Origin of the sequence: Micromonospora humida (genome assembly GCF_016901255.1) — a bacterium.
In the GTDB taxonomy this organism is placed as follows: domain Bacteria; phylum Actinomycetota; class Actinomycetes; order Mycobacteriales; family Micromonosporaceae; genus Micromonospora; species Micromonospora wenchangensis.
Genome location: NZ_JAFEUC010000012.1, coordinates 228,086 through 241,969, shown reverse-complemented (window position 1 = coordinate 241,969; position 13,884 = coordinate 228,086). Strand labels below are relative to the sequence as shown.

General features: G+C 71.4%; 14 protein-coding genes. 2 read left to right on the top strand and 12 right to left on the bottom strand.

All coding sequences use genetic code 11. The features are described 5' to 3' along the window. Positions 1–175: 175 nt before the first annotated feature. From JQX11_RS23585 to JQX11_RS23575, 3 genes are all read right to left on the bottom strand, one after another. On the bottom strand, positions 176–1,867 hold the full coding sequence (locus JQX11_RS23585; RefSeq protein WP_204927141.1) for a S8 family serine peptidase: 1,692 nt from the start codon (positions 1,865–1,867) through the stop codon (positions 176–178). An 89-nt stretch (positions 1,868–1,956) separates the two neighbouring features. Beyond that, positions 1,957–2,646 carry an HAD family hydrolase gene (locus JQX11_RS23580; RefSeq protein ID WP_204927140.1) on the bottom strand — a complete coding sequence of 230 codons (690 nt, stop codon included), beginning with the start codon at positions 2,644–2,646 and terminating at the stop codon, positions 1,957–1,959. 165 nt (positions 2,647–2,811) lie between these two features. Then, positions 2,812–3,774, bottom strand: a complete 963-nt coding sequence (locus tag JQX11_RS23575; RefSeq protein ID WP_204927139.1) for an EamA family transporter — start codon at positions 3,772–3,774, stop codon at positions 2,812–2,814. 80 nt (positions 3,775–3,854) lie between these two features. Between JQX11_RS23575 and JQX11_RS23570 the strand changes: the two genes are divergently transcribed. Beyond that, positions 3,855–4,403, top strand: a complete 549-nt coding sequence (locus tag JQX11_RS23570; protein WP_204927138.1) for a CGNR zinc finger domain-containing protein — start codon at positions 3,855–3,857, stop codon at positions 4,401–4,403. On the opposite strand, the gene JQX11_RS23565 is transcribed toward JQX11_RS23570, so the two are convergent. From JQX11_RS23565 to JQX11_RS23555, 3 genes are all read right to left on the bottom strand, one after another. After that, positions 4,360–4,941, bottom strand: coding sequence for a GNAT family N-acetyltransferase (locus JQX11_RS23565; protein ID WP_204927137.1), 582 nt, complete (start codon positions 4,939–4,941; stop codon positions 4,360–4,362). The genes JQX11_RS23570 and JQX11_RS23565 overlap by 44 nt on opposite strands. Before the next feature lie 90 nt (positions 4,942–5,031). Beyond that, on the bottom strand, positions 5,032–5,214 hold the full coding sequence (locus JQX11_RS23560; RefSeq protein WP_204927136.1) for a DUF397 domain-containing protein: 183 nt from the start codon (positions 5,212–5,214) through the stop codon (positions 5,032–5,034). Then, positions 5,205–6,017, bottom strand: a complete 813-nt coding sequence (locus tag JQX11_RS23555) for a helix-turn-helix domain-containing protein (RefSeq protein ID WP_204927135.1) — start codon at positions 6,015–6,017, stop codon at positions 5,205–5,207. The genes JQX11_RS23560 and JQX11_RS23555 overlap by 10 nt, the downstream gene beginning before the upstream one ends. A 761-nt stretch (positions 6,018–6,778) precedes the next feature. On the opposite strand from JQX11_RS23555, the gene JQX11_RS23550 reads away from it, so the two are divergent. After that, positions 6,779–7,027, top strand: a complete 249-nt coding sequence (locus JQX11_RS23550; protein WP_204927155.1) for a hypothetical protein — start codon at positions 6,779–6,781, stop codon at positions 7,025–7,027. 85 nt (positions 7,028–7,112) lie between these two features. Here JQX11_RS23550 and JQX11_RS23545 read toward each other — a convergent pair whose 3' ends face one another. From JQX11_RS23545 to JQX11_RS23520, 6 genes are all read right to left on the bottom strand, one after another. Further along, positions 7,113–8,513, bottom strand: a complete 1,401-nt coding sequence (locus JQX11_RS23545) for a class II fumarate hydratase (protein ID WP_372444627.1) — start codon at positions 8,511–8,513, stop codon at positions 7,113–7,115. A gap of 44 nt (positions 8,514–8,557) precedes the next feature. Then, a complete protein-coding gene (locus tag JQX11_RS23540) occupies positions 8,558–9,235 on the bottom strand; it encodes a nucleotidyl transferase AbiEii/AbiGii toxin family protein (RefSeq protein WP_204927133.1) in 678 nt (225 codons plus the stop codon). Between the two features lie 2 nt (positions 9,236–9,237). Continuing rightward, positions 9,238–9,804, bottom strand: coding sequence for a hypothetical protein (locus JQX11_RS23535; RefSeq protein ID WP_204927132.1), 567 nt, complete (start codon positions 9,802–9,804; stop codon positions 9,238–9,240). 118 nt (positions 9,805–9,922) lie between these two features. Further along, positions 9,923–11,590: a fumarate hydratase gene (locus tag JQX11_RS23530; protein ID WP_204927131.1), complete on the bottom strand. Its 1,668-nt coding sequence runs from the start codon at positions 11,588–11,590 to the stop codon at positions 9,923–9,925. A 67-nt stretch (positions 11,591–11,657) separates the two neighbouring features. Next, the gene (locus JQX11_RS23525; RefSeq protein WP_372444626.1) at positions 11,658–13,109 is read right to left on the bottom strand and encodes an outer membrane protein assembly factor BamB family protein; all 1,452 of its coding nucleotides are present in this window, start codon (positions 13,107–13,109) and stop codon (positions 11,658–11,660) included. Between the two features lie 163 nt (positions 13,110–13,272). Next, a complete protein-coding gene (locus tag JQX11_RS23520) occupies positions 13,273–13,761 on the bottom strand; it encodes an Lrp/AsnC family transcriptional regulator (protein ID WP_204927129.1) in 489 nt (162 codons plus the stop codon). Positions 13,762–13,884: the final 123 nt, after the last annotated feature.

Below are 13,884 nucleotides of genomic sequence, written 5' to 3'. Positions count from 1 at the left end.
CGCTCCTCATCGAGAACCCTGCCCATTGATGATCTTTGTGTGAGAACTCAGATCATGGACAGGGTTCTCCCTGTTCCGCTAGACCTCGACCACCACAAATCCCCACGATGGTCAAAACACGAGCGGAGAGGCCCGGACGACCGGGGTCGTCCGGGCCTCTCCCAGGGCCGTGGCGTCAGGGGTTGACGTTCGGCTTGAGCGGGCTGCGGACCGCCGCGTTGGCGTCCACGATGCCGTACCCGTAGAAGCCGTTGAAGTTCAGCGACCCGGCGCAGTACGCGTCGAACTCGGTCGACCGGCCCTCGTTGGCGTAGCTCTGCAGACGCGGCTCCGGGCAGGCGTGCTCGGTGGCGGTCCGGTAGAGGTGCTGCTCCACCTTGGCCGGTGCCAGGCCGTAGCCGTCCTTACCCTCCTTCTTGCCCCACTTGCTGACGATCAGCGCGGCGACCCCGCTGACGTGCGGCGACGCCATCGAGGTGCCCTGGAGGTAGGTGTAGTAGCCACACTCACCGGCGGTGGTGCACTGCTTGAACACCGAGTTCTCGAAGCCCGGCACGACGTTGCCGTTCTCGTCGACCGACCCCTCCTCCTGGAGCACCTTCTTCGGGTACGTCGAGAGGATCATGTTGGCGTCGGTGCGGTAGGTGTCGGTGCCGAAGCCGTCGCGGAACCAGCCGCCCGGTGCGGCGACCGAGATCTGCTCGGTGCCGTAGTTGGAGTAGTCGGCCTTCTTGCCGGACGGGCCGATGGCGGACACGCCGATCACGTGCGGGCCCTCCACCGGGAAGTCCCAGCAGCTCTCGTTGTCGATCGGGCGCGGGTACGGGTCGGCACCGTAGTCCGGGCTGGACACGTCGGTGCGGGGCGCGCCGAGGTCCTCGTGGTTGTTGCCGAGCGAGCCGACCAGGGTGACGCCCTTGTTGTGGGCGAAGTTCAAGGCCCGCTTCATCGCCTTGATGACGGCCCGCTGCTCGGCCTGCGACTCGGGCGAGTCAGCCGGGTTGGCGGTGCAGTTGTAGAGCCACGGGTCGACGTAGAACGACATGTTCACCACGTCGAGGCCGGACTTGCCGGCGTGCACCAGGGCGTTGACGACCGGGTTGAGGAAGAAGTACCCGGAGTCCTGGCCGCCCTTGAGCTCCACCAGCGAGACGTTCGGGGCCACGCCGGACAGGCCGAAGCCGTTGGCGGCGGCGCCGATGGTGCCGGCGACGTGGGTGCCGTGCCCACCGTCGTCGGTGCCGACCGGGTCGAGGCAGCTCGGCACCTCGCACGGGCCGTCGACCTCGGCGATGTCCGGGGCGAAGTTGCGCGACAGCGCCCAGTTGAAGTTGGGCGCGAGGTCGGGCTGGCTGGCGTCGACGCCGGTGTCCAGGATCCCGACGGTGACCCGCTTGTCGCCCGGCATGACCTTGCGGGCCTTGTCGGCCCCGATCATCGTGAGGCCCCAGAGCTTGTCGTCGAGCGGGTCCAGCTTCTTGCCCTTGGCGTTGGCCGCCGCCTTGGCCGCCTTCCTGGTCTCGGTCAGCAGGTTCTCCTGCGCGACCCGGTCCAGCTTGGGCTTGCGGCCGATGGCCCGCTGCTCGGCCGCGCCGACCAGCGCGGAAGCGGCGGTGACCCGGCCGGCGAAGTCGGCCCGGTCGCTGGTGACCTGGAAGAGACCGACGTCGTCCGTACGGGACACGACGGTGCCACCGGCGGCACGGATCGCGGCGATCGCCGCGTCCGCCGAAACGCCGTCCTCGGCCACCACGGTGAACGTCCGGCTGGTGGTCGGCCCGGCGTTCGCCGGGACGGTCAGGCCGGTCACCGTAAGTGCCAGGGCCGCCGCGGTCGCGACGGCTCCGGCGGTGAAGCGCTTGCTCACCACATCAGATCCTCTCGTTGAGGGACGTGGCAGCCATCCCATAGCACCGGCGACGATTCCGCCAGATACAAATCCGAATTGGTCCCGCATCAGGCATTCGTCGGTTGCAGGCTGCGTAGCGCCGCCGGCAGATCGGTGAGCGTGCCCACCTCGGCGTCGGGGCGTACCCCTTCGGGGAGGGGAAGTCCGAGCCGGTTGAGCCAGATGCCGCGCATTCCGGCCTGCTGGGGGCCGAGCACGTCGTGGGAGATCGAGTCGCCGACGTACGCGATCCGTTCCGCCGGCACCCCGGCGGCGGCGACGATCGCGGCGTAGAACGCCGGGTCGGGCTTCTTGGGCAGGCCGCCCTCGTGGGCGTACAACTCGAAGGCGAACTCCCCGGGCAGACCGCAGCGTTCGGCGCGGCTGTTGCCGTTGGTGGCGTAACCGAGGGTGAAGTCGGCGCGCAGCGCGGCCAGCGCCGGCAGGGCGTCGGGGTACGGGTGGCTGAGCGCGTAGCGCCTGGTGAAGAAGAGTTCGGCGAACTCGTCGAGCTGACCGACCAGCCCGGCCCGGTCGAGGGACCGGGCCAGCGCGGCCCGGCGGATCTCCATCACCGGCGCGGCGGTCATCGACCCGAACACCGCCTGCCAGTCGGACTCCACCTCGGCGAGGGTCACCCCGGCCGCCACCGGCGTCCGGCGACGCATCTCCTCCAGTACTGCCGCCAGGGCCCCGGTGACCGCCGGGCGCAGGTCGATCAGGGTCTCGTCGGCGTCGAACACCACCACGCTGAGCATGTCCGACACCCTCTCACGTCGGCGCATCCGGGCCACGCCGAGCAGGCCGCCCCGGCCACGGCAGCACCGGACAGGCCCACCCACAGCAGCACCGGGCAGCGCACCGCCATTACAGCACCGGGCGGGGAACCACCCGGTCACGCCAGCGGCGATCCGTGGGGCGGCTCAGGTCAGTGCCGGCTCGTCCGTCCTGGTCGCCGCCTGTTCGGTGCGGCCCGCGCGCAGCTCGTCGAGGCGGACCAGCGCCACCCCGGCGACGATCAGCGCGCCCCCGGCGAGCTGCACCGGCACCGGTAGCTCGCCGAGCACCAGCCAGGCGATGAGCACCGCGAACATCACCTCGGTCAGCCCGACGAACGACGACAGCCGGGCACCGAGCAGACGCGTCGCGGCGATCCCGGTCAGGTACGCCACCACGGCGGCGACCAGCGACAGCCCGACGATCGGGACGAGCCAGCTGGTGCGCTGCCCGGCGAAGTCGACCGCGCCGAAGGTGGCCCGCAGCGGCAGCACCCCGACCAGGCCGAGCAGGGCGAGCACGGCCGCGCCGACGGCCATCCCGCCACTGGCCATGGTGACCGAGGGCAGATCGGCGTCGACCCGGGCGGCGAGGACGAAGTAGCCGGCCAGCCCGACGGCCGCGCCGAGGCCCCAGAGCACCCCGACCGGGTCGAGCCGGCCGGTGCCGGTCAGGTCGAGCACCAGGACGAGCCCGGCCAGGGCGGCCAGTGACCCGGCGACGGTGAGCCGGCGGGGGCGCTGCCCGTGCACCAGCCACAGCCAGCCGACCACGAGGATGATGCCGAGGTATTCCAGCAGCAGGGCCACCCCGACCGGCAGGTAGCGGACGGCGTTGAAGAAGCATGCCTGGGCGGTGGCGACGCCGAGCAGGCCGAAGACGGTGACCGGGCCGAGGTTGCGGCGCAGCACCCCGGTCCGGCCGCGCAGCGCGAGCACGGCGGGGGCGGCCAGCACCAGGGCGGCCAGGCCGACCCGGGCGACGACGACGGCCTCGGCCGACCAGCCGGCCTCGATGAGTGACCGGGCGAAGGTGCCGGAGGTGGCGAACGTGACGGCGGAGAGCAGGGCGAGTGCCAGCCCGGTGCCGGCGGAAGATCGGTGCGGCATCGGGACTCCTCCGGCGAGGTGACATCAGCAAAGTAGGATTACGCCGATGACGCTAGCCGTCGACGACGACAGGGGTCAAGTTGCTTTTCGCCCATGACACCGAGTGCGGGCTGACCGCCGCCGCAGCCCTGGTCAACACCGACAACCGGGACGGCGAGGGGCTGCCCGACATCGCCGCGCTGGACCGTTTCGTCACCGCCAACCAGTGGACCGGCCGGCACGAACACACCGAAGCCGAGCTGCGCGCCGTCCGGGCGCTGCGCCCCCGGCTGCGCCGGCTCTGGGACGACGACCCGGACACCGTCGTCACCGTGGTCAACGACCTGCTCCGCGAGTCCCGGGCGCTGCCACAGCTCATCAAGCACGACGACGAGCCGTACCACGTGCACGCGGTGCCCCGGGACGCCCCGCTGGCCACCCGGATGGCCGTCGAGGCGGCGATGGCCGTCGCCGACCTGGTCCGGGGTGACGAGCTGGGCCGGCTACGGCACTGCGCCCACCCCGAGTGCGCCAACGTGCTGGTCGACCTGTCCAGGAACCGGTCCCGGCGGTTCTGCGACGCCGGTTGCGGAAACCGGGTCGCGGTCAGCGCCTACCGGGCCCGGAAGGCGGCTGGTAGTCGCCCCTGAGCAGCTCGTACTCCACCTCGCCGTGCTCCGTTCCGGCGATCGGGTCGGGCCAGTCGGCGTGGAAGGTGCGGACGTACCGCAGGCCGGTCTTCGCCAGCACCGCCCGGGACCGCACGTTGACCGCCATCGTCTGCGCCCACACCCGGCGCACCCCGGCAAGGGCGAAGGCGTGGTCGACAAGCGCGCGGGAGCCCTCGGTGGCCAGGCCCCGCCCCCATGCCGCGCGGCGCAACCGGTACCCCAGCTCCGGCCCGGTGCCGTCGTCGGACGGGTCGAGCGCGAACCAGCCGAGGAAGGCACCATCGGCGGTGTCCTCGGCCGCCCACCGGCCCAGCCCCGGGTAGCGGTCGTAGCCGGCGAGAATCCGGGGCAGCTGCTCGTCCCGCACGGTGGCGGGCGGGGTGGGCCGGCCGCCGGTGAGGAACCGCATCACCTCCGGGTCGCTGTCCAGTTCGACCAGATGCGCCACGTCGTCGGTGGTGAAACGGCGCAACCGCAGCCGTGCCGTCGTCAACAACACCCCGTCTGTGCCCGTCACGACCCGGATCCTGCCGCCCGCGAGCCACCCGGTCGACCGGTTATCCCGGCGACCGGACCTGCGGCGACCGTCCGCCGCGAGCCGGTCCCGTCAGCGCGGCGGCGCGGCCACGAAGACCCGCCAGGAGTACGCCGGGAAGGTGAGCACCGGGCCCGCCGGGTCCTTGCTGTCCCGCACCCCGACCACCCCGACCAGATTCGTCGCCACCTCGACACATTGATCGTTAGAACCGCTCCGGCGGCTCCTGCGCCAACAAGCCCCGGTCAACTCCATGACTCCGACAATTCCCTCAGCCGCTCGATCGACTCCTGCGGTGGCAAGGCCACGCCGAGGGTAGCTTCCCAGGTGCGTTGAAGACGCCTCAGGTCAGCCGGGTCATCCAACTCCTGACCACCGATCTGACCACCGAGAAACGCCAACTCCACGTCGCCCGGCAGGCTCGCCAGGATGAACGGCCCATTCAGGCCCGGATACTCCTCGGCCGACGAGGGGACGACGTGTAGTCGGATCTGCGGGTGTTCCGTGGCGATCCGCGCAAGGTGCAGGGCCTGGTCAGACATGACCTTGCGGCCACCGACCCGCCGATGCATGACCGCCTCGTCGAGCACCGCCACGAGACGTGGGGGTCGTTCGGTGTAGAGCGTTCGTTGACTGTCCATCCTGTCGGCCAGCCGGCGTTCGACCTCCTCCGGATCGAGCATCGGATCGGACTCGAAGACCGCTCTCGCGTATGCCTCGGTCTGCAGCAGCCCCGGGACGTGGAGCGGGTCGAACCACCGCAATGCCCACGCGTCCGCGAGAATCGCACGCCAACCCCGGAGCCACACCTGTGCCCGGTCGAGCGCGACCAACTGGCTGAGCATCCGGCTGAAGATGCCGCCGGTGTCGAGGGCTTTGTCGGCCAGTTCGAGGTACTTGGCGGTGGGCGGCTGCTGGCCCAGTTCGATCGCGCTGACCATCGACGCCGAGTAGTTGACCGCCTTGGCGAGGTCGTCCTGGCTCCAGCCCCGACGGGTCCGGGCCCGCCGCAGCTCGGCGACGAGGAAGGCCGCCGCCGTCATCCGCCCGTCCGTCATCTCCAGCCGCCCTCCACCGCGCCGACGATCGACTCCGACACCACGCCGACCAGGGACGCCGCTAACACAGGACAAGACCGGAAGCCGACAACAACCCTTCACACGGTAGTGGTTTCATCAGCAGACTGTGAAGTGCGACATCGACCGCTCTCCCTCCGGGCGGACCGGTGTCGCGGTGGGACGGCCCGCTCCCCGGCCGGCGGTCCCACCGCCGGGGGAGACGACCAGCCGACCCACCATGGAGGCGACGCGATGCCCCGGCTCACCTGGCGACACCGGCTTGCCCGCAGATTCCGATCCGGCCGACTCCCGGAAGCGGCCCCGCTCCGCCGGCCCGCTCCCCCGTCCGCCGGTCCAGCCACCCACCCGACCCCGTCCCCGACCAACGGACCGGGCACTTGTCCGGCCACGTCCCCGACCACCGGACCGGCCGCCCGACCGGCCCCCTACCCGGCCAGCGGGCCGGACGCCCACCCGGCTCCCTACCCGGCCAGCGGACCGGCCGCCCATCCGGCCACGTCTGCGGCCACGGGAGCGGAGGTACCCCCGGGTACCGGGTCGGGCCCGCCCGGGTGGGAGGACACCACCATCTCGTTTCCCCGGGTGGGGCGGGTCGGTTGGCTCACGCTGGCCCAGGAGTGGCGCGCCAACCGGGGACGGCGGTGAACGCGGCGGCCGGACCGGACGGGCCGCGCCGCACCGGTGGACCACCCGACCCGGTCGGCCGCAGCGGGCCGGGGCCGGCGAATCCGCGCCCCCACCTGCCGCTGCGTCCGCTCTGGCTGTGCCGGGTGTGCGCCGCCCCGTGGCCCTGCGGGGCCGCCCGACTCACCCTCGTCTCGGAGTACGCCCACGATCGGGTCGCGCTCAACATCTACCTCTGCACGGTGTTGCACGACGCCGCCGCCGACCTGTACCGCCTCTATCCCGACACCGGCCCCGACCCGGCGGCCCTCTTCGCCCGGTTCCTCGCCTGGGTCCCCCGCACCCGCCCACCGACCGAGTCATGATCCACTCACGGGGGCCGATGTAGCGCTATCAAATCCGCCTGACACCGCTACATCGGCCCACAGGAGTCGATCAAACAGGAGCCGGTCAGGGGTGGGTCATCCGGAGCAGGTCGAGGGCCTCATCAAGCTGGGTCTCGGTGAGTTTCCCGGAGTCGACGTGCCCCCGGGAGATCACCACCTCGCGGATGCTGACCTGCTTCGCCAACGCCTCCTTGGCGATCGAGGCGGCCTCGTCGTACCCGAGGTGGCGGTTGAGCGGGGTGACGATCGACGGCGACCCCTCCGCGTACGCCAGGCAGACCTCGGCGTCCGCGACCAGGCCGGCCACCAGCCGGTCGGCGAACAACCGGCTGGACGCGGAGAGCAACTTGATCGATTCGAGCAGGTTGCGGCCCATCACCGGGAGCATGACGTTCAGCTCGAAGTCGCCCTGGCTGCCGGCGAACGCGACCGCCGCGTCGTTGCCGATCACCTGCGCGCAGACCTGCCGCACCGCCTCGGCGACCACCGGGTTCACCTTACCCGGCATGATCGACGAGCCGGGCTGGAGGTCGGGGATGCGCAGCTCCCGCAGGCCCGCCCGGGGGCCTGACCCCATCCACCGTACGTCGTTGGCGATCTTGTAGAGCCCGACCGCGACGGTACGCAACTGGCCGGACGTCTCGACCAACGCGTCCCGCGCCCCCTGCGCCTCGAAGTGGTTACGTGCCTCGGTCAACGGCAGCCCGGTCGAGGCGCGCAACTTGTCGATCACCCTGCCGGCGAAACCCAGCGGGGTGTTGATGCCGGTGCCCACGGCGGTGCCGCCCAACGGCAGCTCGGCCAGCCGGGGCAGCGCCGACTCCAGCCGCTCGACCCCGTAGCGGACCTGCGCGGCGTAGCCACCGAACTCCTGCCCCAGGGTGACCGGGGTGGCGTCCATCAGGTGGGTACGCCCCGCCTTGACGACCGTCTCGAACTCGGCCGCCTTCGCCTCCAGCGCCTCCGCCAGGTGGCGCAGCGAGGGCAGCAGGTCCTCCACCACGAACTGGGTGGCGGCCAGGTGGATCGAGGACGGGAAGACGTCGTTGCTGGACTGCGAGGCGTTCACGTCGTCGTTCGGGTGCACGTCCCGGCCCAACTCCCGGGTGGCCAGGGTGGCGATCACCTCGTTGGTGTTCATGTTCGACGAGGTGCCCGAGCCGGTCTGGAACACGTCGATCGGGAACTGGTCGTCGTACCCGCCGTCGGCCACGTGCGCGGCGGCGGTGGCGATCGCCCCGGCGACGTCCGCGCCGATCACCCCCAGCTCGCCGTTGACAAGCGCGGCAGCCCCCTTGATCTGGGCCAGCGCCTTGATCTGGGCCGGTTCGATGCCCCGGCCGGAGATCGGGAAGTTCTGCACCGCACGCTGGGTCTGCGCCCGCCACAACGCCTCGGCGGGCACCTCCACCTCGCCCATCGAGTCGCGTTCGATCCGGTAGCCCGCTGCCTCTGGAGTCGTCACCCGTCCCATCCTGCCCCGCCCTGGGTCGGATCGCAGATGATCGCTCACTCCGACGGGCCTGGTGCCTCGTCACTCGGCGGACGCTGTTCGTCGAGTAGGCCACTGCGCCAGTTGGCGAATCGGCTCCGGAGATCGTCGAGTGCCCGACCGCTGACGCCGTACTGGGCGAAGTCATCGGGATCGAGCAGGCTGGCCTGTCCGAGAGCCTCCGCGAAAACGCGTCGATCGAACCCGCGATCGGCGCGGTGTGCAAGGTGGAGCAGCGCTTCCCGGGTGTAGCGGCCGGATCGGAGCGCGGCGTCGATGTCGACGAAGTCACGGGCGAACGCCCGTCCGTAGAGCGCGCTCATCTTGTTCGCGACCGCGTCGTCGGGATGCAGTACCGGTCCGATGGTCATGAGAATGGGTTCGTTGGCACGCCAGTCCACGCCGAGTTCCACCTTGGCGGCACGGTCACCGTCGGCAACGGTCAGCCGGGCGAACGTGTCGTACTGTCGCTCGATGTCGACGGTCAGACCATCGTCACGGTAGGCATCCACGACGGCCGAGAGCGCGGTGCCGAACTCGTCACGGCGGTCCCAGGCGGTGAACAGGTCGACGTCTTCGCTGGGGCGTTCGAGCATCCCGGCGGCCTGCACGGCGTAGCCACCGGCGAGGGCGAAACCGTACCGTCGGGCGGCGGCGAGCCCGGTGCGGGCGAGCCTCTCGTGGAAGGCATCCACCGTTACGCGGCGTTCGTGCCGACGGTGACGAGTTCGGGGAAGGCTTCCTCCCAGAGTCGTCGGAGCCCGGGCGGTAGCCAGAGGGTGGGCCAGAGTCGCCGGAGTTGGTCGCCGTCGAGCCAGGTGTTCAGGTCGTCGACCGTGCCGGATTCGGTGAGTACCACCTTGTACATGCTGGACAGGCGTGCGGGCCGACTCAGGTCGTACTCGGCATGACCGGACCAGTCCAGATGACGCGGAAGGGTGACCACGCCCGCGGTCGGGCCGGTCAGCGCGGTAAGGGCGTCGGCCACGACGTAGGGCTTGCGGTCACCATAGGGGCGGTAGTCGGACGGCGGCTGCGGCGGAGTCTTACGGCGGCTGAGGTTGGCCGCCTGCCGGACCTCCGGTCGTAGCGCCTGGCGGATCGTCTCCCGGCTGTACCCGGTGATCCGTTGCAGGTCGACCGGCCGCCAGCCGGCTGCGTGGAACACCCGCAACTGCTCGTCCCGCTCGGTCAGCGCGGCGGCACGGGTCGCCTCGTACCTGGCGACGACCGCCCGCAGCTCGTCCTCGGAGTACCGGTCCACCCACAGAAGCCTACCAGGCTAGGCCCAGCATGCTAGGCGAACGACGAACGGCACGAACAGCCCTGGGCGCTCACGCGCTGAAGCCGCTGGTGGCCCCCTTCGTGGCTTGCGGGAACGGTCAGCGGCGACCGACCGTCAGCACCGGCTTGGTGACCTCGGCGAAGAAGTCGTTGCCCTTGTCGTCCACCACGATGAAGGCCGGGAAGTCCTCCACCTCGATCTTCCAGACCGCCTCCATGCCCAGCTCGGCGTATTCGAGCACCTCGACGTGCTTGATGCAGTCCTGGGCGAGCCGGGCCGCCGGGCCGCCGATCGAGCCGAGGTAGAACCCGCCGTGCTGCTGGCAGGAGCGGGTCACCTGGGCGGACCGGTTGCCCTTGGCAAGCATCACCTGGGAGCCGCCGGCCGCCTGGAACTTCGCCACGTACGCGTCCATCCGGCCGGCGGTGGTCGGGCCGAACGAGCCGGAGGCGTACCCCTCGGGGGTCTTGGCCGGGCCGGCGTAGTAGACGGCGTGGTCGCGCAGGTACTGCGGCATGGGCTCACCGGCGTCGAGCCGCTCGGCGATCTTGGCGTGGGCGATGTCCCGAGCGACGACCAGCGGGCCGGTCAGCGACAGCCGGGTCTTCACCGGGTACTTCGACAGCTCGGCCCGGATCTCGGCCATCGGCCGGTTGAGGTCGACCCGCACCACGTCGGAGGCGTCGAGGGTCTCGTCGGTGACGTCCGGCAGGTAGCGCGCCGGGTCGGTCTCCAGGCGCTCCAGCCACACCCCGGACGGGGTGATCTTGGCGACCGCCTGCCGGTCGGCCGAGCAGGACACGGCGATCGCCACCGGGCAGGACGCCCCGTGCCGGGGCAGCCGGACCACCCGCACGTCGTGGCAGAAGTACCGGCCGCCGAACTGCGCGCCGATGCCGAAGTTGCGGGTCAGCTCCAGCACCTCGGCCTCCAGCTCCAGGTCCCGGAAGCCGTGCGCGGTCATCGAGCCGGAGGTGGGCAGCGCGTCGAGGTACTTCGCGGAGGCGTACTTGGCGGTCTTGAGGGCGTACTCGGCGGAGGTGCCGCCGATGACGATCGCCAGGTGGTACGGCGGGCAGGCCGAGGTGCCGATCAGCCGCAGCTTCTCCTCCAGGAACTGCATCATCCGCGTCGGGTTGAGCAGCGCCTTGGTCTCCTGGTAGAGGTACGACTTGTTCGCCGAGCCGCCGCCCTTGGCCATGAACAGGAACTTGTACGCGTCGGGGTGCCCGTCCGGGTCCTCGGCGTACAGCTCCACCTGGGCGGGCAGGTTACTGCCGGTGTTCCGCTCGTCCCACATGGTCAGCGGGGCGAGCTGCGAGTACCGCAGGTTCAGCCGCGTGTACGCCTGGTAGACGCCGTGCGAGATCGCCTCGGCGTCGGAGCCGTCGGTGAGCACGTGCCGGCCGCGCTTGCCCATCACGATGGCGGTGCCGGTGTCCTGGCACATCGGCAGCACGCCACCGGCGGCGATGTTGGCGTTGCGCAGCAGGTCCAGCGCGACGAACCGGTCGTTCGGCGAGGCCGCCGGATCGTCGATGATCGACCGGAGCTGGGCCAGGTGGGCCGGCCGCAGGTAGTGGGCGATGTCGTGCATCGCCTCGGCGGTCAGCGCGGTCAGCGCGGCCGGCTCCACGGTCAGGAAACGGCGACCGCCCGGACCGTGGACGACGTCGACGCCCTCGTCGGTGACCAGGCGGTATTCGGTCTGATCCGGACCGGTCGGCAGCAAGGGGGCGTACGAGAACGCGGCGGCACTGCTCATGACGGAAAAGCCTAGGGCAGACCGGGCGATCGGTGACACCCGCCGGGTGGGTCGTGGGACGCCGCTCTCACCCGTTGCCGTTGGCGCAGAGTTCCCGTTTCGGCCCGCAACTGTCCTCGGGGTCCGGCGCGCCGCCGGTCCGCCCCGGGCCGGGCCCGGTACCGCCGTTCGAGCCGGCCGGGGGCGCGGCGGGCGGGGGCGCACCGGCGCCCGCGCCGAACCGGACGTACCCGATCTCCCGCCCCTCACCGACGACCATGCCGTTGGGGCCGACCGCGAGCGCGTTGGCGCTGGTCCGCAACACCACCAGTTCCCTACCGGTACGCGGGTCCACGGCGACCAGCCGGCTCGGCTTGTCCCCGGTCAGCACCGCCGCGTACGGGGTGAGCGCCGCGCCCGCCTTCGCGCCGGCCGGCCGGGTCCAGCGGGCCTTGCCGGTGCCCAACTCCCGGGCGATCACCGAGTCCTTGTCGGCGCTACGGACCAGGGCGTACCTGTCGTCGACGGCGAGCAGCTTCTCGCCCTCGGCGTCCACCAGCAGCAGCCGGCCGTCGTAGCCGTCGAGGACGGCCTCCCGCCCGTCGGGGGCCACCCCGATCAGCACGCTGCGCGCTCCCTGCGGGTCCTCCCGCTGGGCGCATCCGGCACTGTCGGCGGTGCGCAGGTTGAACCCGCTGCGCCGCCACACCTCCTGCCCGGTGGCCGGGTCGCGCGCCGAGACGGCGTACTGGCAACTGCCGTCGACCGACACCGCGCGGATCTTGAGCATCCGGCCGCCGACCACCGACAACCGCTCGTCCTGGCCCGGTTCGACGTCCTGCACCACCCGGCCGGTGGCGGTGTCCACCACGTGCACCCGGCCGTCGACCGGGAAGCCGAGCAGCGGCGGGGCCGCCTCCGGCCCGGCCACCCCCTCGTCGATCCGCTGCGCGGTGAGCCGCCGGGTGCCGAGCAGGCCCGGGTTGTCGGCGAACAGCCCGCTGCTGACGCCGGGCAGGAAGGCCGTCCACAGTGGGCTGGTGCCGCGCGGGTCCCAGGCGCTCAGCGTGCAGTCGGTGGCGGCCACGCACCGGGCGTCCAGCAGCATGTTCCGGTACGTCCAGACGGCCACCGCGTCGCCGTCACGTCGCCGTACCGCCCCGGTGGTGGGGTCGAGCAGCTCGTACCCCTTGACCAGGAGCTTGCCCACGGCGACGACGGCGTCGCGGTCGCCGCCGGCCACCGCCGACCAGTCCGCCTTGCGTTCCCACAGCGGCGCGCCGGTGGCGAGGCTGCGCACCTCCGTACGGGTACGTTGCTCGACCACGACGGTGTCGCCGACGATCGTGACGCTCTTCGGGGTGCCGCCGACCCGCTGCTGCCACAGCACGTCCGGTTCGGAGATCGGCTCGCTGCGGTCGACCCAGTCCCACACCCCGGGGAAGGGGTTCCACACGCCGGTGACGGCGAGCGCGATCACGATGACGAGCCCGAGCAGCAGCCCTCCCCGCACCCCGCCAAGGCCCTTCACACCGGACACCGTAGCGACGATCACCGCCCCGCCCCGCCCCCGCGTCGGAGTGTCGCCCTCCTTTCTCCCTGGCGGGCGGCCTACCCGTCGGGCAGATCGGACGCGCTGCGACATCGCCGGTATAGCGCCAACAGAGCCTTCGGATGCCGCTATATCAGCCCAATTGCGTTGATCACGACCCGGCGGCGGACCGCAGCAACGGCAGCGCGCGGTACGGGATCTGCTCGGCGAGCGCGATGATCGTGGAGGCCCGGCGGATCGCGTCGGACGAGACGATCTGGTCGATCACCCGTTGCAGGTCGGTGTTGGAGCGGGCCACGATCCGGCAGAGCAGGTCGCTCGCCCCGGTGATGGTGTGCGCCTCCAGCACCTCGGGGATCGCCGCCAGATGCGCGGTGACCGTGTCGTGGCCGTGCCGCTGGCTGATCTCCAGAGTGACGAAGCTGGTCACCGCGAAGCCGATCGCCGCCGGGCGGATCTCCGGCCCGAACCCGCCGATCACCCCCCGGTCGACCAGCTTGTCCAGCCGGGCCTGCACGGTGCCCCGGGCCACCCCGAGCCGGCGGGAGCATTCCAGCACCCCGATCCGGGGTTCGTCGGCGAGGAGTTGGACCAGCCTGCCGTCCAGCTCGTCGAGCTGTACACCCTGTCCAGCGTTCATGGCTGCATACCCTACCGATTGCGCAACCTGACCAGGGGAAAACGTGAGTGTTGCCCAGTGGACCGGCCCACCGCGATGCTGCCTGCAAGAGCTGACGGACCACCGGCCCACGACGCCGGCCGC

Excerpts from the sequence above, each read along its gene's own strand:
- JQX11_RS23580 (WP_204927140.1), bottom strand. The coding sequence starts at position 2,646 with ATGCTCAGCGTGGTGGTGTTCGACGCCGACGAGACCCTGATCGACCTG.
- JQX11_RS23560 (WP_204927136.1), bottom strand. The coding sequence starts at position 5,214 with ATGGAGTTGACCGGGGCTTGTTGGCGCAGGAGCCGCCGGAGCGGTTCT.
- JQX11_RS23575 (WP_204927139.1), bottom strand. The coding sequence starts at position 3,774 with ATGCCGCACCGATCTTCCGCCGGCACCGGGCTGGCACTCGCCCTGCTC.
- JQX11_RS23520 (WP_204927129.1), bottom strand. The coding sequence starts at position 13,761 with ATGAACGCTGGACAGGGTGTACAGCTCGACGAGCTGGACGGCAGGCTG.
- JQX11_RS23555 (WP_204927135.1), bottom strand. The coding sequence starts at position 6,017 with ATGACGGACGGGCGGATGACGGCGGCGGCCTTCCTCGTCGCCGAGCTG.
- JQX11_RS23530 (WP_204927131.1), bottom strand. The coding sequence starts at position 11,590 with ATGAGCAGTGCCGCCGCGTTCTCGTACGCCCCCTTGCTGCCGACCGGT.